At 47.0% G+C, this 21,699-nt stretch carries 19 protein-coding genes; 16 read left to right on the top strand and 3 right to left on the bottom strand.

Features of this window, described 5'->3' with window-relative positions; all coding sequences use genetic code 11:
* Window positions 1–164 precede the first annotated feature (164 nt).
* From accD to BAMF_RS34210, 5 genes are all read left to right on the top strand, one after another.
* The gene (accD, locus tag BAMF_RS34230; RefSeq protein WP_013353162.1) at window positions 165–1,037 is read left to right on the top strand and encodes an acetyl-CoA carboxylase, carboxyltransferase subunit beta; all 873 of its coding nucleotides are present in this window, start codon (window positions 165–167) and stop codon (window positions 1,035–1,037) included.
* Entirely contained in the window at window positions 1,022–1,999 is a 978-nt protein-coding gene (gene accA / locus BAMF_RS34225; RefSeq protein WP_007408067.1) for an acetyl-CoA carboxylase carboxyl transferase subunit alpha, read from the top strand. The genes accD and accA overlap by 16 nt, the downstream gene beginning before the upstream one ends.
* 192 nt (window positions 2,000–2,191) lie before the next feature.
* Window positions 2,192–3,151, top strand: a complete 960-nt coding sequence (pfkA, locus tag BAMF_RS34220; RefSeq protein ID WP_013353161.1) for a 6-phosphofructokinase — start codon at window positions 2,192–2,194, stop codon at window positions 3,149–3,151.
* 39 nt (window positions 3,152–3,190) lie between these two features.
* On the top strand, window positions 3,191–4,948 hold the full coding sequence (pyk, locus tag BAMF_RS34215; RefSeq protein ID WP_013353160.1) for a pyruvate kinase: 1,758 nt from the start codon (window positions 3,191–3,193) through the stop codon (window positions 4,946–4,948).
* Between the two features lie 110 nt (window positions 4,949–5,058).
* A complete protein-coding gene (locus BAMF_RS34210; RefSeq protein ID WP_013353159.1) occupies window positions 5,059–5,442 on the top strand; it encodes an FxsA family protein in 384 nt (127 codons plus the stop codon).
* Window positions 5,443–5,473: 31 nt separating this feature from the next.
* Here BAMF_RS34210 and ytvI read toward each other — a convergent pair whose 3' ends face one another.
* Window positions 5,474–6,589: a sporulation integral membrane protein YtvI gene (ytvI, locus tag BAMF_RS34205; RefSeq protein WP_013353158.1), complete on the bottom strand. Its 1,116-nt coding sequence runs from the start codon at window positions 6,587–6,589 to the stop codon at window positions 5,474–5,476.
* A gap of 97 nt (window positions 6,590–6,686) precedes the next feature.
* Between ytvI and BAMF_RS34200 the strand changes: the two genes are divergently transcribed.
* The 10 genes from BAMF_RS34200 to coaE all read left to right on the top strand — a co-directional run bounded on the left by BAMF_RS34200 (window position 6,687) and on the right by coaE (window position 18,806).
* Window positions 6,687–7,151 carry a DUF441 domain-containing protein gene (locus BAMF_RS34200; protein ID WP_007408072.1) on the top strand — a complete coding sequence of 155 codons (465 nt, stop codon included), beginning with the start codon at window positions 6,687–6,689 and terminating at the stop codon, window positions 7,149–7,151.
* A gap of 335 nt (window positions 7,152–7,486) precedes the next feature.
* Window positions 7,487–8,605: a citrate synthase gene (gene citZ / locus BAMF_RS34195; protein WP_013353157.1), complete on the top strand. Its 1,119-nt coding sequence runs from the start codon at window positions 7,487–7,489 to the stop codon at window positions 8,603–8,605.
* Between the two features lie 160 nt (window positions 8,606–8,765).
* Window positions 8,766–10,037 (top strand): NADP-dependent isocitrate dehydrogenase, encoded by a 1,272-nt coding sequence (icd, locus tag BAMF_RS34190; protein ID WP_013353156.1) that lies wholly within the window; start codon window positions 8,766–8,768, stop codon window positions 10,035–10,037.
* Window positions 10,038–10,083: 46 nt separating this feature from the next.
* Complete coding sequence (gene mdh, locus BAMF_RS34185) at window positions 10,084–11,022, top strand: malate dehydrogenase (RefSeq protein WP_003152455.1); 939 nt, start codon at window positions 10,084–10,086, stop codon at window positions 11,020–11,022.
* Window positions 11,023–11,237: 215 nt separating this feature from the next.
* On the top strand, window positions 11,238–11,957 hold the full coding sequence (locus tag BAMF_RS34180; protein ID WP_013353155.1) for a response regulator transcription factor: 720 nt from the start codon (window positions 11,238–11,240) through the stop codon (window positions 11,955–11,957).
* On the top strand, window positions 11,950–13,689 hold the full coding sequence (gene pnpS, locus BAMF_RS34175; RefSeq protein ID WP_013353154.1) for a two-component system histidine kinase PnpS: 1,740 nt from the start codon (window positions 11,950–11,952) through the stop codon (window positions 13,687–13,689). Before BAMF_RS34180 ends, pnpS begins: the two co-directional genes overlap by 8 nt.
* A gap of 245 nt (window positions 13,690–13,934) precedes the next feature.
* Window positions 13,935–16,574, top strand: coding sequence for a DNA polymerase I (polA, locus tag BAMF_RS34170; RefSeq protein ID WP_013353153.1), 2,640 nt, complete (start codon window positions 13,935–13,937; stop codon window positions 16,572–16,574).
* A 24-nt stretch (window positions 16,575–16,598) separates the two neighbouring features.
* Window positions 16,599–17,429, top strand: a complete 831-nt coding sequence (gene mutM, locus BAMF_RS34165; RefSeq protein ID WP_014470812.1) for a DNA-formamidopyrimidine glycosylase — start codon at window positions 16,599–16,601, stop codon at window positions 17,427–17,429.
* 136 nt (window positions 17,430–17,565) lie between these two features.
* Entirely contained in the window at window positions 17,566–18,198 is a 633-nt protein-coding gene (gene ytaF, locus BAMF_RS34160) for a sporulation membrane protein YtaF (protein WP_013353151.1), read from the top strand.
* 14 nt (window positions 18,199–18,212) lie between these two features.
* Window positions 18,213–18,806 (top strand): dephospho-CoA kinase, encoded by a 594-nt coding sequence (coaE, locus tag BAMF_RS34155; protein ID WP_013353150.1) that lies wholly within the window; start codon window positions 18,213–18,215, stop codon window positions 18,804–18,806.
* Window positions 18,807–18,845: 39 nt separating this feature from the next.
* Here coaE and BAMF_RS34150 read toward each other — a convergent pair whose 3' ends face one another.
* On the bottom strand, window positions 18,846–19,688 hold the full coding sequence (locus BAMF_RS34150) for an aldo/keto reductase (RefSeq protein ID WP_013353149.1): 843 nt from the start codon (window positions 19,686–19,688) through the stop codon (window positions 18,846–18,848).
* A gap of 57 nt (window positions 19,689–19,745) precedes the next feature.
* Window positions 19,746–20,945 (bottom strand): MFS transporter, encoded by a 1,200-nt coding sequence (locus tag BAMF_RS34145; RefSeq protein ID WP_013353148.1) that lies wholly within the window; start codon window positions 20,943–20,945, stop codon window positions 19,746–19,748.
* Between the two features lie 183 nt (window positions 20,946–21,128).
* Between BAMF_RS34145 and BAMF_RS34140 the strand changes: the two genes are divergently transcribed.
* The gene (locus BAMF_RS34140; protein ID WP_013353147.1) at window positions 21,129–21,515 is read left to right on the top strand and encodes a winged helix-turn-helix transcriptional regulator; all 387 of its coding nucleotides are present in this window, start codon (window positions 21,129–21,131) and stop codon (window positions 21,513–21,515) included.
* Window positions 21,516–21,699 lie beyond the last annotated feature (184 nt).

Here is a 21,699-nt window from a genome sequence, read left to right as displayed (position 1 = left end):
TCCGGAATCCTCCTGTTTCCGTCTGTTTTACAGCAAAAAATGTCGAATGGAGGATGACACCGTTTGACAAAAAAAGTACAATAGTTTCGGTAAAGTTATTATTAAGTCTATCTAATCGGAAGACATGCAGTGAAGAGAACCCTTCACAAAAGGGAGGTAATCATTTGTTAAAGGATATATTCACAAAAAAGAAAAAATATGCTTCCGTGCCGTCTGAGCAGGCAAAACATGATGTTCCGGAAGGCATTATGACAAAGTGCCCGAAATGTAAAAAAATCATGCTCACAAAAGAGTTAGATAAAAACCTGCGCGTCTGCATGAACTGCGGGCACCATTTCCCGATGAATGCAAAGCAGCGCATTGAAAGCCTCCTGGATGAAGATTCATTCGAAGAATTCAACCAGGGAATGATATCTGAAAACCCGCTCGGTTTCCCGGGATATTTAGAAAAAGTCGAAAAAGACCGCGAGAAAACATCGCTGAATGAAGCGGTTGTTACCGGAAAAGGAACCATCAGCGGATTCCCTGCCGTGATCGCGATCATGGATTCGACATTCCGTATGGGCAGCATGGGATCGGTTGTCGGCGAAAAAATCACGCTGGCAATTGAAAAAGCAAAAGAGGAAAAAGTCCCATTCATCATCTTTACCGCTTCCGGCGGCGCACGTATGCAGGAAGGGGTCTTAAGCCTTATGCAGATGGCAAAGACAAGCTCTGCGCTGAAACTGTTCAGTGAGGAGCAGGGCCTGATTATTTCGGTCATGACCCACCCGACGACAGGCGGCGTATCGGCGAGTTTCGCGTCTCTCGGTGATTATAATTTCGCTGAACCGGGCGCCTTGATCGGATTTGCCGGAAGACGTATTATTGAACAGACGATCGGGGAAAAACTGCCGGAAGATTTCCAGACGGCAGAATTTTTATTAAAGCACGGCCAGCTTGATGCGGTGATTCACCGAAACGACATGAAAGACAAACTCGCATTTCTGCTGGACATGCACCAAACAGGAGGTGAGCATGAGTGGCTGCAAGATTAGAATTTGAAAAACCGGTAATTGAACTCCAGACGAAAATCGCCGAACTGAAAAAATTCACCCAGGATTCGGAGATGGATTTAAGCGCTGAAATCGCAAGGCTTGAAGACCGGCTCAGCAAGCTCCAGGATGAGATTTATAAAAACCTGAAACCGTGGGACAGAGTGCAGATCGCACGCCTTCCCGACCGGCCGACGACGCTTGATTACATTCAATACCTGTTTACTGACTTTTTTGAGTGCCACGGAGACAGAACGTACGGAGACGATGCGGCGATTGTCGGCGGAGTTGCCAAATATCACGGCATGCCGGTCACCGTTATCGGTCATCAGCGCGGAAAAGACACGAAAGAAAACCTTGTCCGCAATTTCGGGATGCCTCATCCGGAGGGCTACCGTAAAGCGCTCCGCCTCATGAAGCAGGCGGATAAGTTTAACCGCCCGATTATCTGCTTCATCGACACGAAGGGAGCGTATCCGGGCAAAGCGGCGGAAGAACGGGGACAAAGTGAAGCCATCGCCAAGAACCTGTTCGAAATGGCCGGCCTGACAGTGCCTGTCGTTTGTATCGTCATCGGGGAAGGCGGCAGCGGAGGCGCGCTTGCATTAGGTGTCGGCAACCGCATGCTGATGCTTGAGAACTCGACGTATTCCGTTATTTCTCCTGAAGGAGCCGCGTCCATTTTGTGGAAAGATTCCAGCCTTGCCAAAAAAGCGGCTGAAACCATGAAGATTACTGCGCCCGATTTATTAGAATTAGGAATTATAGATGATATGATTAAAGAAGTGAAGGGCGGAGCTCACCATGATATCAAGCAGCAGGCGGGCTACATTGACGGCATTCTTAAAGAAACATTAAAATCTCTTCTTCAATTGAACGCCGAAGAATTGATCTCACAGCGCTACGAAAAATATAAAGCAATCGGAAAAGTTTCGGTTGAGGATCAATATATCGGGGTAAACTGAATAGACGTGAAGCCTATGGCTCACGTTTATTTTTTGTGTTTTTTGTGATATTCCTTAAATTTTATTTAAAAACAATTTATTTAATTGTATAATAGGTAAGGTTTCATGGGAGCTCAGGCGTCCCTTTTCATTGTTTTAGGGCAATGATCATGATATGTTTAACATATATATGTTGCTGAGGTGAATAGGAAAATGAAGCGTATAGGAGTATTAACGAGCGGCGGGGATTCCCCGGGGATGAACGCAGCGGTGCGCGCGGTTGTGCGGAAAGCTATCTACCACGATGTAGAAGTATACGGAATTTATAACGGTTATTCAGGATTAATCAGCGGAAAAATAGAGAAACTGGAGCTGGGTTCGGTCGGCGACATCATCCATCGCGGAGGAACAAAGCTGTACACGGCCAGATGTCCTGAATTCAAAACAGTTGAAGGCCGTGAAAAAGGAATCGAAAATTTAAAGAAACTCGGCATCGAAGGTCTTGTCGTTATCGGCGGAGACGGTTCATACATGGGTGCGAAAAAATTAACGGAACACGGGTTTCCATGTGTAGGTGTACCGGGTACGATAGATAATGACATCCCGGGAACTGATTTTACGATCGGATTTGATACGGCGTTAAACACCGTAATTGATGCGATTGATAAAATCCGTGACACCGCTACGTCGCATGAGCGTACATACGTTATTGAAGTTATGGGGCGCCATGCAGGCGACATTGCTTTATGGGCAGGGCTTGCAGGCGGAGCGGAATCAATTTTAATTCCTGAAGCGGATTACGATATGGAGGAAATTATCGGCCGTTTGAAGAGAGGGCATGACCGCGGCAAAAAACACAGTATCATCATCGTTGCAGAAGGGGTAGGCAGCGGGGTTGAATTCGGAAAACGCATCGAAGAAGAGACGAACCTTGAAACACGGGTATCCGTTTTAGGGCACATCCAGCGCGGCGGATCTCCAAGCGCTTCTGACCGGGTTCTTGCAAGCCGCCTCGGCGCTTACGCGGTTGAGCTTCTGCTTGAAGGAAAAGGCGGACGCTGCGTAGGTATACAAAACAACAAGCTTGTAGACCATGATATTATAGAAATTTTAGAGACAAAACATACTGTTGAACCAAACATGTATCAGCTTTCAAAAGAACTGTCTATTTAAGACGGTAGAAGCTGAAGATTTCAGAAGGAAGTGAACGAGTTGAAAAAAACAAAAATCGTTTGTACAATCGGTCCGGCCAGTGAAAGTGTAGAAATGCTGACAAAGTTGATGGAAGCGGGTATGAACGTTGCTCGTCTGAATTTTTCACACGGTGATTTCGAAGAGCACGGCGCAAGAATCAAAAACATCAGAGAAGCAAGCAAAAAGCTCGGCAAAAACGTGGGAATTCTTCTTGATACGAAAGGCCCGGAAATCCGCACGCACGATATGGAAAACGGCGAGCTTGAGCTTCAGGCGGGAAATGAAATTATCGTTTCTACGAAACAGGTGCTGGGAACACTTGAAAAGTTCTCTGTTTCTTATGAAGGCCTGGCAGACGACGTGTCAGCAGGATCTATCATCCTGTTGGATGACGGTTTAATCGGATTGGAAGTGCTTGAATCAAATCCGGAAAAACACGAAATCAAAACAAAAATCTTAAACAGCGGCACGCTGAAAAATAAAAAAGGCGTAAACGTTCCGGGTGTCAGCGTCAACCTTCCGGGAATTACTGAAAAAGACGCCAAAGATATCGTATTCGGTATTGAGCAAGGCGTAGATTTCATCGCTGCGTCATTTGTGCGCCGTTCTACGGATGTCCTGGAAATCCGCGAACTGCTTGAAGAGCACAACGCGTCTGACATTCAAATCATCCCTAAAATCGAGAACCAGGAAGGCGTGGACAACCTGGATGCGATCCTGGAAGTTTCTGACGGCTTAATGGTAGCGCGCGGAGACCTCGGCGTTGAGATTCCGGCTGAAGAAGTGCCGCTCGTGCAAAAAGAAATGATCAAAAAATGCAACGCGCTCGGCAAACCGGTTATCACTGCGACACAAATGCTTGACAGCATGCAGCGCAACCCTCGTCCGACACGCGCTGAAGCAAGTGACGTTGCCAACGCCATTTTCGACGGCACAGATGCTATCATGCTTTCCGGTGAAACAGCTGCGGGACAATATCCTGTTGAGGCGGTTCAAACAATGTTTAACATCGCCACACGCACGGAAGAATCTCTGAACTACAAAGAAATTCTGTCTAAACGCAGAGATCAGGTCGGCATGACGATTACCGATGCGATCGGCCAATCAGTTGCGCATACGGCGATCAACCTGAATGCAGCAGCTATCGTTACGCCTACAGAAAGCGGCCATACGGCGCGTATGATCGCGAAATACCGTCCTCAGGCTCCGATTGTAGCCGTTACGGTGAACGAGTCTGTATCACGCAAACTCGGTCTTGTATTCGGTGTATTCCCAGCAAGCGGACAAAACGCAAATTCAACAGATGAAATGCTTGAAGATGCGGTACAAAAATCACTTGACAGCGGCATCGTGAAACGCGGTGATCTGATTGTCATTACAGCCGGTTCTGTCGGTGAATCAGGCACGACGAATCTGATGAAAGTCCACACTGTCGGCAGCATTGTCGCAAAAGGGCAGGGCATCGGACGCAAATCCGCTTTCGGTCCTGTCGTAGTTGCAAAAAATGCGAAAGAAGCTGAACAAAAAATGACAGACGGCGCGGTATTGGTTGTCTCAAGCACTGACCGCGACATGATCGCTTCACTTGAAAAAGCATCCGCGCTCATCACTGAAGAAGGCGGTCTGACAAGCCATGCTGCCGTGGTCGGTTTAAGCTTGGGCATTCCGGTTATCGTAGGCCTGGAGAACGCAACTTCAGTTTTAACAGAAGGACAGGTTATCACAGTTGACGCTGCCCGCGGCGCTGTGTATGAAGGCCGCGCAAGCGTTCTTTAAACAGCTTTAAAAAAGAGAGGGGATTTGCCCTTCTCTTTTGTCTTTAGGCTGATTTTCCTATTCCCATGCGGGCGGTGACACGCTTTTTAGAAGGGCAGGAGGGCAGAAAAATGAGAGTTTTATTCTTACTGTTTATCGTGTGTCCGGCGATTGAAATCGGCTTGTTTCTGCTGGCGGGAAAATGGCTCGGCGTTTTTCCGACCGTCCTTCTCATCATTTTGACAGGTGTGTTAGGCGCCTTGGTGGCAAAAAGACAGGGAACTGATGTGTATCATCGGGTGATGCGCGATCTGCAGCACGGCAAAATGCCGGGGGAAGCGCTTCTGGACGGGATATGCGTCTTTATCGGAGGCCTGCTTTTGATGCTTCCGGGTTTTTTGTCCGATATTGCAGGGGCCTGTCTTCTGATTCCGTTCACTCGGAACCGCATGAAGCCGCTTTTGTTCAAATGGCTGAGAGGAATGTCAAAAAACAAGCGGATCATTATCAAATAAAAACGGCAGCCTTTTTACAGGGCTGCTGTTTTTATTTGGACTGAACAGTAATATAGGCCCATATTTCTTTTAAAGCGCCCGTTGTGATAAATGCCTGAATGAAAACAAGCAGTGCAGGCCCCGCAGCCAGTCCTAAAATTCCGAACAGCTTAAAGCCGGCAAACAGGGCGATTAAGGTCGCAAGCGGATCAAGACCGATCGACTTGCTTAGAATTTTCGGCTCCGTCAGCTGGCGCTGAATGAGAACCACAATATATAAAATACCGAGGCCGATCGCTTGAGGAAGCTGTCCGGCAATGGCCAAATACATAATCCAAGGAACAAATACCGATCCGGCGCCGAGATACGGGAGAAGATCCACCAGTCCGATAAAAAAGGCAATGGTTGCCGCATGCTCAATCCCTAAAAGAAAAAGTCCGATAAAGACAATGATCATCGTAAAAAGGATGAGCACGGCCTGCGCCTTAATGAAACCTGCCATCGCTTTTTTCAGCTCTCCCGATACGGCCTTGGCGTTTGCCGAAACCCGTTCCGGAAGAATGGAATAAAGCAGCGCTTTCAGCTTGTGCCAGTCCTTTGTCATAAAAAAGGTGGCCAGCATTGCGAAAACGAAGACGGCTGCTGTATTGGGAAGGAAGGCAATCCATTTCGGCACCAGTTCCAAAAGATGTGAAAGCATCAGCCCCGCATTTTTAGCGGCTGTATCACCGAGCGTCTGGATATGCGTCACGATTGATGCCTGCTGATTGGTTTCCAGCCCGTTAAATAAGACGGTCAGCTCGTGGTACAATGGCTGAATGCGGGAAGTGAACAGCTCTTCGCAATATGTCATAAAGGCGCTGATATGGGGAGGGAGCGTTTTAGCCAGATAAGCGGTTCCCGAAATGATTTCCGCAACCAGAAAGGTCGCCGCGCCAAGAAGGATCAGCAAAAAGAAGACCAGGACAATGACTGTATTGACTGACCGGGGCAGACCCGTCAGTTTGTCCAGCCAGTCAACAACCGGTATGATCGCCGATGACAGAATAAGGGCGATCAGAAACGGATAAGTTAACGGGAATGAGGCGTAACCGGCCGCTAAAGCGCCGCCGGCCGCAGCGAGTACAAACAGCGCGCGGAAAAAAACAGTTGCATAGTGCGGATTCACATCGATCCTCCTCTCGGTCGGCACGTCCTATTACATTAGTTTATTCGTCAAAAAAAAGGATATGAATACAGTTATGATAAAGGATGGTGCTTTCAGGATGTTTACACAGGCGAATTTATTTTTACTATTATTGCTGGCCATCGCATTGATAGCCAAAAATCAGTCATTGCTTTTTGCCGTCGGCTTTCTTATCGTGATAAAAGCTGTCGGTCTTGACCAGAAACTGTTTCCGGTTATTCAGTCAAAAGGAATCAACTGGGGGGTTACTGTCATTACAATCGCCGTTTTAGTGCCGATTGCTACGGGTGATATCGGTTTTAAACAGCTCGGAGAAGCGATGAAATCGTATTACGCGTGGATCGCGCTCGGTGCCGGGATCGCCGTTGCCTTAATCGCCAAAAACGGTCTCACCCTATTGGAAAACGATCCTCATATTACAACGGCGCTGGTCATCGGCACGATACTTGCCGTCGCGCTTTTCGGAGGCGTCGCCGTCGGTCCGTTAATCGGCGCCGGAATCGCCTACTTGGCCATGCAAATCGTTAAAATATTCACTTCGTAAAGTAAAAAAGCGGCTGAAAGCTGCTTTTTTTTTGCGGAAAAAGATGAAAAAACCGCGTAAAATCAAGAAAATGTGCGAGAAAGAAAAAAAAATTATAGGTAAACATTTAACAAATGTCTGATTATTGTTTATAATAAGAATAGGCTTAAACTTAAATAAGCTTATAAGAATTTGTTATGTTCCTCTATAAGCATATCGGTTATGTAACCGCAACCAGTGAAATGTAAGCATTTTCTTAAAGGGGAAAGGGATTGTTTGCATGACTCATTTTAAGTAAGCCGTATGTTTTATATACTCTTTAAAGGGGAATTTTGATTGAAAAGGAGAGGTTGAATATGACAGCAACACGCGGTCTTGAAGGGGTTGTAGCAACAACATCATCTGTAAGCTCTATTATCGACGATACCCTTACATATGTAGGGTACGATATTGACGACTTGACAGAGAATGCAAGTTTTGAAGAAATCATTTATTTGCTGTGGCATCTGCGCCTGCCGAATAAAACGGAACTTGCTGAATTGAAAAAACAGCTTGCGAAAGAAGCTGCCGTTCCACAAGAAATCATTGAGCACTTCAAATCCTATCCCCTCAATAACGTACATCCAATGGCGGCGCTTCGGACAGCGATTTCATTACTCGGTCTGACTGACAGTGAAGCCGATGTCATGAATCCGGAAGCGAACTACAGAAAAGCCATCCGCCTGCAGGCGAAGGTGCCGGGCATTGTCGCCGCTTTCTCAAGAATCCGTAAAGGGCTTGATCCCGTTGAACCGAAGGAAGAGTACGGAATCGCGGAGAATTTCCTATACACTTTAAACGGTGAAGAGCCTTCTCCGATCGAAGTGGAAGCGTTTAACAAAGCGCTCATTCTTCATGCGGATCATGAGCTGAATGCATCAACATTTACGGCGAGAGTATGCGTCGCCACCTTATCCGATATTTACTCAGGCATCACAGCCGCCATCGGCGCTTTAAAAGGGCCGCTTCACGGGGGAGCCAATGAAGCCGTCATGAAAATGCTGACAGAAATCGGCGAAGTGGAAAATGCCGAGCCTTATATCCGCAGCAAAATGGAGAAAAAGGAAAAAGTAATGGGCTTTGGGCACCGCGTGTATAAGCATGGGGACCCGCGCGCCAAACATTTAAAAGAAATGAGCAAACGCCTGACGAATCTGACGGGTGAAAGCAAATGGTACGACATGTCAATCCGTGTCGAAGAAATCGTGACGTCGGAGAAAAAACTTCCGCCTAACGTTGATTTCTATTCCGCATCTGTCTACCACAGTCTCGGCATTGATCACGATCTGTTCACGCCGATCTTTGCGGTCAGCAGAATGTCAGGATGGATCGCGCACATTCTTGAGCAATACGATAACAACCGCCTCATCCGCCCGCGCGCTGAATACACGGGTCCGGATAAGCAGACTTTTGTTCCGATTGATGAAAGAGCCTGATCAAACGGGAGGCTGGTGATTTTCATGTCGTTAGCCTCTTGTTAATCAAGCCCGGGTTGGTTTACAATTTTGATAGAATCTTGAGAAAAATCATTTTATTTTTTATACAAGAAAAATAAAATGTTTTCTAAATATGAATTACATACTGGGAGGTAATATTGTGTCACAAGGTGAAAAAATTACAGTCTCTAATGGAGTATTAAACGTACCAAATAATCCGATCATCCCGTTTATTGAAGGCGACGGCACAGGCCCTGATATTTGGAATGCCGCTTCTAAAGTTTTGGAAGCCGCTGTTGAAAAAGCATATAAAGGCGAGAAAAAAATCACGTGGAAAGAAGTTTATGCCGGTGAAAAGGCTTATAATAAAACAGGTGAATGGCTCCCTGCCCAAACGCTGGAAGACATCAGAGAGTACTTCATCGCGATCAAAGGGCCTCTGACGACACCTGTCGGCGGCGGTATCCGTTCTTTGAACGTAGCGCTGAGACAGGAGCTTGATTTGTTTACGTGTCTGCGCCCTGTCAGATATTTCACAGGAGTGCCTTCTCCGGTCAAACGCCCTGAAGATACAGATATGGTCATTTTCCGCGAAAATACAGAAGATATTTACGCCGGAATTGAGTATGCGAAAGGTTCTGAAGAAGTTGAAAAGCTGATCAGCTTCCTGCAAAATGAAATGGGCGTTAACAAAATCCGTTTCCCTGAAACATCAGGAATCGGAATCAAGCCTGTTTCTGAAGAAGGAACAAGCCGCTTAGTCAGAGCCGCCATTGAGTATGCGATCGAAAACGGCCGTAAATCTGTTACACTTGTCCACAAAGGAAACATCATGAAGTTCACTGAAGGGGCATTTAAAAACTGGGGCTACGAGCTTGCTGAAAGAGAATACGGAGATAAAGTATTCACTTGGGCTGAATATGACCGCATTGTCGAAAAAGACGGGAAAGAAGCAGCTGATAAAGCGCAGAGCGAAGCGGAAGCAGCAGGGAAAATCATCGTCAAAGACAGCATCGCTGATATTTTCCTTCAGCAGATCTTAACCCGCCCGAGCGAATTCGACGTCGTGGCGACAATGAACTTAAACGGAGACTATATCTCTGATGCGCTTGCCGCTCAGGTAGGCGGAATCGGAATCGCGCCGGGAGCGAACATCAACTATGAAACAGGGCATGCGATTTTCGAAGCGACTCACGGAACGGCTCCTAAATATGCCGGCCTTGACAAGGTCAACCCGTCATCCGTCATCCTTTCAGGAGTGCTTCTTCTTGAACACCTGAACTGGAATGAGGCTGCTGACTTGATCATTAAATCTATGGAAAAAACGATTGCTTCAAAAGTAGTAACGTACGATTTTGCTAGATTAATGGACGGTGCAACCGAAGTGAAATGTTCAGAGTTCGGTGAAGAGCTCATCAAAAACATGGACTGAACCTAAAGCAGACTTCTAATGAAGCCAAAAAAAGGAGAAGAGAATCATGGGAAAAACACGCAGTAAAGTTTCTGTTATCGGAGCAGGATTTACGGGAGCGACAACAGCCTTTCTTACAGCTCAAAAAGAGCTTGCGGATGTTGTGCTCGTTGATATTCCGCAATTAGAAAACCCGACAAAAGGAAAAGCGCTTGACATGCTCGAAGCAAGTCCGGTTCAAGGATTTGACGCGAAAATCACAGGTACGTCCAACTACGAGGACACAGCCGGTTCTGATATCGTCGTTATCACTGCCGGAATTGCCAGAAAACCAGGCATGAGCCGTGATGATCTCGTATCTACAAACGAAAAAATCATGAGAAGCGTCACACGTGAAATCGTGAAATATTCTCCTGACTGCATCATCGTTGTATTAACAAACCCTGTTGATGCGATGACATATGCGGTGTACAAAGAATCAGGCTTCCCGAAAGAGCGCGTCATCGGCCAATCCGGAGTGCTTGACACTGCGCGATTCAGAACGTTCGTCGCTGAAGAATTAAACCTGTCAGTAAAAGATGTGACCGGCTTTGTTCTTGGCGGACACGGTGACGACATGGTTCCGCTCGTCCGTTATTCCTATGCGGGCGGCATTCCGCTTGAAACGCTTATCCCGAAAGACCGTCTTGATGCGATTGTAGAACGCACAAGAAAAGGCGGCGGGGAAATCGTCAACCTTCTCGGAAACGGAAGCGCCTACTACGCGCCTGCTGCATCACTGACTGAAATGGTAGAAGCCATTTTGAAAGATCAGCGCCGCGTGCTTCCGACCATCGCTTACTTAGAAGGCGAATACGGTCATGAAGGCATTTACTTAGGCGTACCGACGATTATCGGAGGAAACGGCCTAGAGCAAATCATCGAGCTTGAACTGACAGACTATGAAAAAGCGCAGCTGAGTAAATCAGTTGAATCTGTCAAAAACGTGATGAAAGTATTGTCATAAGAAAAAAGGGAAGGCTTCCGAATCAGAAGCCTTCCTCTTTTTACAATTAATGAAAGCGTTTTCTTTTTCCCTGAACGATCCTTTCTCTGAAAATGATCAAAAAGGCGAATTGTCTGAACGGGCAGTATTGGATAAAATGAAATCATAAAGTGATATGCAACACATAAAATAGAGAAAATTGGATGTCGGGGAAAATAGACAGCGGAGGGCGCAGCATGAACAAAAAAATTTTAGTTGTAGATGATGAACAATCTATCGTTACTCTTTTACAGTATAATCTGGAAAGGTCCGGCTATGATGTCATTACCGCATCAGACGGAGAAGAGGCTCTGGAACAGGCAGAGAAAGAAAATCCGGATTTAATCGTATTGGATGTCATGCTGCCGAAAGTGGACGGAATCGACGTCTGTAAACAGCTCAGACAGCAGAAAATGATGGTTCCGATCTTGATGCTGACAGCAAAAGATGAGGAGTTTGATAAGGTGCTGGGACTTGAGCTCGGAGCGGATGATTACATGACAAAGCCATTCAGTCCGCGGGAAGTCACTGCGCGGGTAAAAGCCATTTTAAGAAGGGCTGACATTTCTTCACTGTCACAAGGCAGAGAAGAGGAAAAGGACGGGAAGATCCTCATCGGCGAGCTGAAAATTCTTCCGGAGCATTACGAAGCGTACTTCAAGTCAGAACAGCTGGAATTGACGCCTAAAGAATTTGAACTGCTTCTGTATTTAGGAAAACACAAGGGAAGAGTGCTGACGAGGGATCTTCTGCTGAGCGCGGTCTGGAACTATGATTTTGCCGGGGATACCCGGATTGTCGACGTTCATATCAGCCATTTGCGCGACAAAATCGAATCAAATACCAAAAAACCCATTTATATTAAAACAATCAGAGGTTTGGGGTATAAACTGGAGGAGCCAAAAATGAATGAATAAAGTCCGTGTGCGTCTGTTCGCTTTACTCGTTGTATGTATCATATTGGTTTTCAGTGTTCTCGGCCTTTTTCTACAGCAGCTTATTTCTTCATCTGCTAAAGAAAGAACGGCGGATCAGCTAAAAAAGGAAGCGGTATACATAGCGGGCCTTCTTGACACCGGCCGAATCGGCAATAAAAGCAATGACACGGTGATTCACGACGCCGGCCGCACCCTCGGTATAAACGTCTCCGTGCTTAATGAGAAGGGTGACACCGTATATCATTCCGGCAGTCATGCCGATGATTCAGCCGTAAAGGAGTTCATGTCTCACAATAAAAATGAGGCGGCCATACAGGCGGGAAGCAAAGTGATCCGTGGGACTGCCGTGAAAAATGACACCGGGCAAACGGCGGGATATGTAGTCGTTTCTTCGGAGATCAACGGCGGTTCAAGCATCACCGGAGAAATGTGGGGCATGCTGGCGGCAAGTCTTTGTACCGCTTTTATCATTATCGTTTTCTTTTATACAAACATGACGTCCCGTTACAAAAAAACAATCGACGCCGCGACAAAAGTGGCGACGGAGCTGTCCAAAGGGAATTATGACGCCCGCTCCTACAGCGGTTACGCAAGGCGGTCGGACCGTCTCGGGCGTGCGATGAACAGTCTGGCGGTCGATCTGATGGAAATGACGAGAACGCAGGATATGCAGCGCGACCGTCTGTTAACCGTCATTGAAAATATCGGTTCCGGTTTGATTTTAATAGACGGAAGAGGCTTTATTAATCTCGTGAACCGGTCGTACACGAAGCAGTTTCATACAAAGCCTGAACGTCTGCTTCGCCGCCTTTATCATGATGCGTTTGAGCATGAGGAAATCATTCGGCTTGTCGAAGATATATTTATGACGGAGACGAAAAAATGCCAGCTGCTCAGACTGCCCATCAACATTGAACGGCGGTACTTTGAAGTTGACGGCGTTCCGATCATGGGTCCTGATGATGAATGGAAGGGCATCGTTCTCGTCTTTCACGATATGACGGAAATTAAAAAATTGGAGCAGATAAGAAAGGACTTCGTCGCCAATGTCTCCCATGAACTGAAAACGCCGATCACCTCCATTAAAGGCTTTACGGAAACGCTGTTAGACGGGGCAATGAAAGACGATAAGGCGCTTTCAGACTTTCTTTCTATCATTCTGAAAGAAAGTGAACGGCTCCAATCGCTCGTGCAGGATTTATTGGATTTATCCAAAATGGAACAGCAAAACTTTACGATGCGTGTAGAATCCTTTGACGCCGCAAAAATTCTGCATGAAATTGAAGCGCTTTTGCAGCATAAGGCTGCGGAAAAAGGCATCAGCTTTCAGCTCGACCTCCCGGAAGAGCCGATTTTTGTGACGGGTGATGCGCACAGGCTGAAGCAGGTATTTCTGAATTTGGCGAACAATGCTTTAACCTATACCCCTGAAAAAGGGACGGTGGGAATTTCGGTAAACGTGAAAGAAACCGTTGTCGATATCAAAGTGTCCGATACGGGAATCGGCATTCAGAAGGAAGAGATTCCGCGGATATTTGAGAGATTCTACCGTGTGGATAAAGACAGAAGCCGCAACTCTGGCGGAACGGGGCTCGGCCTCGCCATCGTGAAGCACTTAATAGAAGCCCATGAAGGCCATATCGAGGTCACAAGCGAGCCGGGACAGGGGACTGTGTTTACCGTGACGCTGAAGCGGCCGCCGGAAGCGTGATCAGCTTTACAAAGGATTAACATTTTCTTCATGACCTGTTAAACCTATCTTGTTAGGATGTAACAGAACCCCTTCATCCAAGGAGCCAATTTTGACGGCGGGAACGTGTTTCCTTGTTCCCGTCCTTTTTTGCGTTTTCTCGGGGTTCGCTCATTTTCCTTTCAAATTGAACTTTGTTAAAATAAGAGAAGCTGTGAGATTAAAACCAGAGGAATCACGAGCTTTTGCTCTTAGGAGGATATTGAATGACGGAACGAAAAAAATTAGTGCTTGTCGACGGAAACAGTCTGGCGTACCGGGCGTTTTTTGCATTGCCGCTTTTAAGCAATGAAAAAGGCATTCATACAAATGCCGTATACGGCTTTGCTATGATTTTAATGAAAATGCTGGAGGATGAAAAACCGACCCACATGCTGGTGGCTTTTGACGCGGGAAAAACGACTTTCCGCCACAGCACGTTTAAAGAATATAAAGGCGGAAGACAAAAAACGCCGCCGGAGCTTTCAGAACAGATGCCGTTCATCCGCGAGCTCCTTGATGCATACAACATCAGCCGCTATGAGCTTCCTGAATACGAAGCGGATGATATTATCGGCACGCTTGCCGTATCTGCTGAAAAAGACGGCTTCGAAGTAAAGGTATTTTCCGGAGACAAAGACTTAACGCAGCTTGCCACCGGAAAAACGACCGTTGCCATTACGAGAAAAGGCATTACCGACGTGGAAGATTACACGCCGGAGCACGTCGAAGAAAAGTATGGTCTGACACCTCTGCAAATTATTGATATGAAGGGATTAATGGGGGATTCATCCGATAACATACCGGGCGTTCCCGGCGTGGGAGAAAAAACCGCGATTAAGCTCTTAAAGCAGTTCCATTCCGTTGAGAAACTGCTTGATTCAATTGATGAAGTCAGCGGAAAAAAATTAAAAGAAAAGCTCGGGGAATATAAAGAACAAGCCTTGATGAGCAAAGAGCTGGCGACGATTATGACAAATGCGCCGATTGAAGTCAAGCTCGAAGATTTAGATTATCAAGGGTTTGACCGTGAACAAGTTGTCGCCATATTTAAAGACCTCGGTTTTAACACGCTTCTTGAACGGCTCGGTGAAGAAAGCGGAGAAACTGCGGAAGAAGACTTTGAGGACATCGATGTTGAAACGGTTGAAGAAATCACCGAAGACATGCTCGTTTCGCCGTCCGCTTTAGTCGTCGAACAAATCGGTGATAACTATCATGAAGAACCGATTCTCGGCTTTTCCATCGTGAATGAAACAGGCCTTTATTATATTCCGAAAGAAACAGCCATTCAGTCCGAAGCGTTTAAATCCTGGGCTGAAGATGAGTCGAAGAAAAAGTGGGTGTTTGACAGTAAACGCTCCGTCGTCGCTCTGCGCTGGCAGGGAATTGAGCTGAAGGGAACGGAATTTGACGCGCTTCTCGCGGCCTACATTATTAACCCGGGCAATTCGTACGACGATGTCGCGAGCGTTGCGAAAGAATACGGGCTGAATATCGTTTCCAAAGACGAAGCGGTTTACGGAAAGGGCGCAAAGCACGCCGTTCCGGCTGAAAAAGAGCTTGCCGACCATCTCGCGCGAAAAGCGGCTGCCGTTAACAGCCTCCGGGATAAGCTGCTGCACGCGCTCAAAGAAAATAATCAGCTTGAACTGTATGAAGATCTCGAACTCCCGCTTGCGCTGATTCTCGGAGAAATGGAATCTATGGGCGTTAAAGTGGATGTTGAAAGACTGAAGCGAATGGGTGAAGAGCTCCGCGCGAAACTGAAAGAATATGAAGAAAAAATCCATGACATCGCCGGTGAACCGTTTAACATCAATTCACCAAAACAGCTCGGCGTCATTTTGTTTGACAAGCTCGGCCTGCCGGTAGTGAAGAAAACAAAAACAGGCTATTCCACTTCAGCCGATGTGCTGGAGAAGCTTGCCGACAAACATGATATCGTCGCTTATATTCTGCAATACAGACAAATCGGCAAACTTCAATCGACCTATATAGAAGGGCTGCTGAAAGTCACGCGCAAGGATTCTCATAAGGTGCATACACGATTCAATCAGGCATTGACTCAAACCGGGCGCCTCAGCTCAACGGATCCGAACCTGCAAAACATTCCGATCCGGCTGGAGGAAGGGCGCAAAATCCGTCAGGCTTTCGTTCCGTCAGAACCGGACTGGCTTATTTTTGCCGCCGACTACTCACAAATTGAATTGAGGGTGCTTGCGCACATTTCTAAAGATGAAAATCTGATTGAGGCGTTTACGAATGACATGGATATTCATACAAAAACCGCAATGGATGTGTTTCATGTCAGTGAAGATGAAGTGACACAAGCGATGCGCCGCCAGGCAAAGGCTGTCAATTTCGGCATCGTTTACGGCATCAGTGATTACGGTCTGTCGCAAAACCTCGGCATTACCCGGAAAGAAGCGGGCGCTTTTATTGACCGCTACCTGGAGAGCTTCCCGGGTGTCAAGGCGTATATGGAAGAATCGGTGCAGGAAGCGAAGCAAAAAGGATATGTTACGACACTCATGCAGCGCCGCCGTTATATCCCTGAGCTGACCAGCCGCAACTTCAACCTGCGGAGCTTTGCGGAACGCACGGCCATGAATACGCCGATTCAGGGCAGCGCCGCCGATATTATTAAAAAAGCCATGATTGATATGGCAGCTGAGCTGAAAGAGAAAAATCTGAAGGCAAGACTGCTGCTGCAGGTGCACGATGAATTGATTTTTGAAGCGCCTAAGGAAGAAATTAAAATATTAGAGAAGCTGGTTCCTGAAGTGATGGAACATGCTTTGGATTTAGACGTGCCGTTAAAGGCGGATTATGCTTCAGGCCCGTCTTGGTACGATGCAAAATAAACAGAAAAAAAGGAAGTGATGATTGTGCCGGAACTACCAGAAGTTGAAACGGTCCGGCGCACTCTGACCGGTCTTGTGAAAGGGAAAACGATTGAATCGGCCGACATCAGATGGCCGAATATCATCAAAAAACCCGCCGAGCCGGAGGAATTCGCGCGGCAGATTGCAGGAGAAACAATCCGATCCATCGGGAGAAGGGGAAAGTTTTTGCTTTTCCATCTGGATCATTATGTCATGGTCTCCCATCTCCGGATGGAGGGGAAATACGGTCTTCACCAGGCCGATGAGCCTGACGATAAACATGTGCACGTCGTATTTAACATGACGGACGGAACACAGCTCCGCTACCGGGACGTCCGGAAATTCGGCACGATGCATTTATTTGCGCCGGGAGAGGAACTGACTGCATTACCGCTTTCACAGCTCGGGCCTGAGCCTGACGATGAAGCATTTACCGCCGCCTATTTAAAAGAGCGGCTCGCCAAAACGAACCGCGCGGTGAAAACCGCTCTGCTCGATCAAAAAGCGGTCGTCGGCCTCGGCAACATTTATGTCGATGAAGCTTTATTCCGGGCGGGGATTCATCCTGAGACAAAAGCGAACAGTCTGTCAGACGGGCAGATAAAAAAGCTCCATACAGAAATTAAAGACACCCTTCAGGAAGCGATTGACGCGGGCGGGAGCACCGTCCGGTCTTATATCAATTCCCAAGGAGAGATCGGAATGTTTCAGCTCAGACATTACGTATACGGCAAAAAAGATGAGCCGTGCAAGACGTGCGGCACGATGATTTCTAAAATCGTGGTCGGCGGAAGAGGTACGCATTTCTGCGCCCGATGCCAAAAAAAATCATAAACTGAAGCTGTTCAAGCGGACGCCGGAAGAATGACTTTTTTCTAACACAGTTGATGACCTTTCTCCATATATATATTGTGATTCACCCAATAGGCATTTGTCACAATTGCCGATCAAGAGAAAGGGAGAAACGGATATGGAGATTGTTTCTTTGCTGCTTTTGGCTTTTGCTGTCAGCTTGGACAGTTTTTCAGTCGGGTTTACGTACGGATTGAGAAAAATGAAAATCCCGTTCAAAGCGATTGCCGTGATCGCTTGCTGTTCAGCCTCTGTGATGTTTATATCCATGCTGATCGGCCATTTTCTGACAAAGATTTTTCCCGTATCCGTCACGGAGAAACTGGGCGGGCTGATCTTAATCGGAATCGGGGCATGGGTCATCTATCAATTTTTTAAACCGGCTAAAGAGCCGGATTACTTATTGCATGAAAAAACGTTACTTAATCTTGAAGTGAAATCGCTCGGCATCGTGATTCACATTTTGAAAAAGCCGACCAGCGCTGATATTGATCAATCCGGAACCATTAACGGAGTCGAGGCGCTTTTGCTCGGTATCGCCTTATCAATCGACGCGTTTGGCGCCGGCATGGGAGCAGCCATTCTCGGCTTTTCTCCGGTTATGATGAGCGTGACCGTCGGGGTGATGAGCTCGCTGTTTGTTTCACTCGGCATAAACGCGGGGCATTTCTTTTCAAGATGGAATTGGATAGATAAAATGACATTTTTGCCGGGAGTCCTGCTGATTATCATCGGGATTTGGAAAATGTAGAAGGAGTGGGCTTTTTGAGCTTGGTCATCGGTTTAACGGGAGGCATCGCCAGCGGCAAAAGCACAGTAGCGCGCATGCTGATCGACAAAAAGATTACAGTCATTGATGCGGATGTCATCGCAAAACAGGCGGTGGAAAAAGGAAAGCCGGCTTACGGACAGATCGTTGAAGCGTTCGGAAAAGAAATCCTGCTGGAAAACGGCGGGATTGACAGAAAAAAACTCGGTGCCATCGTTTTTACGGACGAACAGAAGCGTCTGACGCTGAATCAGATCGTTCATCCGGCGGTGCGTGCGGAAATGATGAAACAGCGGGATGAGGCTGTTGCGCGAAAAGAGCAGTTCGTCGTTTTAGATATACCGCTTTTGTATGAGAGCGGGCTTGACTATCTTGTCGGCAAAGTGCTCGTCGTCACCGTACCGGCAGACATACAGCTCAAACGGCTGATGGAGCGGAATTCTCTTACAGAAGAAGAAGCGATGAGCCGGATAACGTCGCAGATGCCTTTAGCGGACAAAACAAAAAAAGCTGACGCCGTCATTGATAACAGCGGCAGTCTTGAACATACAAAGCATCAGCTGGAGGAAATATTGAGCAGCTGGGCATAAACAAACACCGTTCGGGAAGCCGAACGGTGTTTTTCTGGATTAAAAATCAAAATTGTCAGGGTCCGGACCGACACGGAGATTTTCGTTCAGATCATCAATCCGTTTCATATCTTCAGCTGACAGTTCGAAATCAAAGACATTTGCATTTTCTTCAATACGGTGTTTTTTAGTTGATTTCGGAATGGTAATGACACCGTTTTGCAAATCCCAGCGCAAAATCACTTGAGCCGCTGATTTGCCGTACTTCTGAGCGATCTCCTGTAAGACGGGATGATCAAGCAGCTGGCCTTGCATCAATGGCGACCACGCTTCAAGCTGAATGCCTTGTTCGGCGCAGAATGCCTGCAGTTCTTTCTGTGTCAGGCGCGGGTGGTATTCCACCTGGTTGATCATCGGCTTAATATCCGTTTCTTTCATAAGATGTTTCAGATGGTGAATTTGGAAATTGCTGACCCCGATCGCTTTAATGCGTCCATTGCGGTAGAGGGTTTCGAGCGCCCGCCACGCATCAATGTACTTTCCTTCGACAGGCCAATGGATCAAATATAAATCTAAATAGTCTAAACCGAGTTTCTCTAAGCTCATGTCAAACGCTTTTAACGTTTCTTCATATCCTAAATCGGCATTCCATACTTTTGACGTGACAAAAATGTCTTCACGTTTTAATCCCGCTTCTTGCAATCCTTGGCGGATGCCTTCACCGACACCCTCTTCATTACCGTAAATCGCGGCGGTATCAACACTGCGATAGCCGTGCACCAATGCCGTTTTCACCGCATTGACGAGTTCTGCGCCTTCCTCCACTTTGAACACCCCGATGCCAAACCAAGGCATTTTTACTCCGTTATGCAATGTTGCTTTTGCTTGTAAATGTGTTGTCATGTATATGTTCCTCCAATTATTTGTTTGTTGAAAAGATCAAAATGCCTGAAGAAAAACTCACCTCCTTTCAGGGATGATGTGATCCCGCTTTTCAAGCTTCCTGCTCCATCCGGTTAACACGACCGCGCTGAGCACCATGAGCGCCCCGATCCAAGCGGTATGAATGATCCCGATTGAGTCTGTAATGACTCCGCCGGCAAACGAGCCGATCGCGATTCCGGCATTAAATGCCGCGATGTTTAATGCTGATGCTGTATCAACGGCGCTTGGGGCAAAACGTTCACTGAGCATCACAATATATACCTGCAGTCCCGGCACATTCATAAACGCCAACAGCCCCATTAAAATAATGGTGATCAGCCCGGCTGTTTTAAACGGCGCGGTAAAAGTCAAGACAAACAGCACAGCTGCCTGGACAATGAACATGTAAAGCAATGCTTTCAGCGGATTTCGATTTGATAATCGGCCGCCAATCATATTTCCGATGGCGATTGCAATTCCGTAAACAAGCAGGACGGCTGCGACGGTTTCTTTCTGAAAGCCGGTTACTTCCTGAAGAAGCGGGGATAAATACGTAAACACGACAAACGTTCCGCCGTAGCCTAACGCCGTAATCATAAATAAAAGCAATAACCGTCCGTTCGTGACGAGTTTTACCTGCTCGGAAAACGCGGTCTTCGTCCCTTTACGCAAATTTGACGGAACGAGAAGCGCATTTGTAAGGAAGGCAATGATTCCTACCGTGACAATGACGGCAAACGCAATCCTCCAGCCGAATTGCTGGCCGAGATAGGTGCCGAACGGAACGCCGGTCACCGTAGCCACCGTCAGCCCCGTAAACATAATGGAAATCGCGCTTGCTCTTTTATGTTCCGGTACGATACTGGCGGCGATTGTTGCCCCGATTGACATGAAAATGCCGTGGGAAAACGCCGTAATGACCCGCGCTGTCAATAAGATTCCGATTGAAGACGCGCTCGCCGCGAGTATATTTCCGGCGATAAAAATCAACATGACCCAGAGCAGCAGCGTTTTCCGCGACATGCCGGATGTGAGAGAAGTTAAAACCGGCGCGCCGAATGTCACGCCGAGAGCATACATGGAAACGGTAAGGCCCGCCGTTGTCACGGGTATATGCAGATCCTGAGATATAAGCGGCAGCAATCCGACGCTGATAAATTCGGTTGTGCCGATCGCAAAAGCGCTGACGGCTAATGCCAGCAGCGCTGGTAAATAGCTTTGGCGATGTGAAGACATCTGTTTTCCTCCTTGGTCGATAATGTATGGTTGAAATGATGCCGGGTAAACGATATAAGTATAAGAGTACATCCCTTTTCATCCGGCAAATGTCATTATGATTGATAGAAGCGTCATTGAAAAGAACGTACTTTTAAGTGCCATAGGCACTTTTTAGTTCCTATAGATGAGGAGGAATTACCGTTGCTGAAGAAAAAATACAATATATCCGTAGAGGCGACGCTTGAAGTGATCGGCGGAAAATGGAAGTGTGTGATCCTCTGCCACCTCATGCGCGGGAAAAAGCGGACAAGTGAATTGAAGCGGCTTATGCCGGAGATTACCCAGAAGATGCTGACACAGCAATTGCGGGAACTGGAAGCAGACGGCGTCATCAACCGGATCGTGTACAATCAGGTGCCGCCGAAAGTCGAATACGAGCTGAGTGAATACGGGCACAGTCTGGAAAGAATTTTAAACGCGCTGTGCGACTGGGGCGCGATGCATATTTCTAAACGGTACGGCGAGGTGTCTTCCGTTTTAGAGGACAGCATTTTAAATGACAAATTTAAAGATCCGGAACAAATATAAGAAAAAAGCAGGCAGGATGAGACGCTGATCCTGCTTTTTTTATGGAAAAAAGATCATTTTATATGCAAAAAAACCGATTGAACAACATATTGATCGGTATAAGGGTGGATTTTTATCAAGTTGTACTGGCGGATTTCTTTTAATGTGTTATGCTATATATAATTAAAAATTAATTAGAGTGGCA

The sequence above is a fragment of the Bacillus amyloliquefaciens DSM 7 = ATCC 23350 genome, from assembly GCF_000196735.1.
In the GTDB taxonomy this organism is placed as follows: domain Bacteria; phylum Bacillota; class Bacilli; order Bacillales; family Bacillaceae; genus Bacillus; species Bacillus amyloliquefaciens.
The sequence above is the reverse complement of the archived record's forward strand: the minus strand, read 5'-3'. Positions and strand labels throughout refer to the sequence as shown.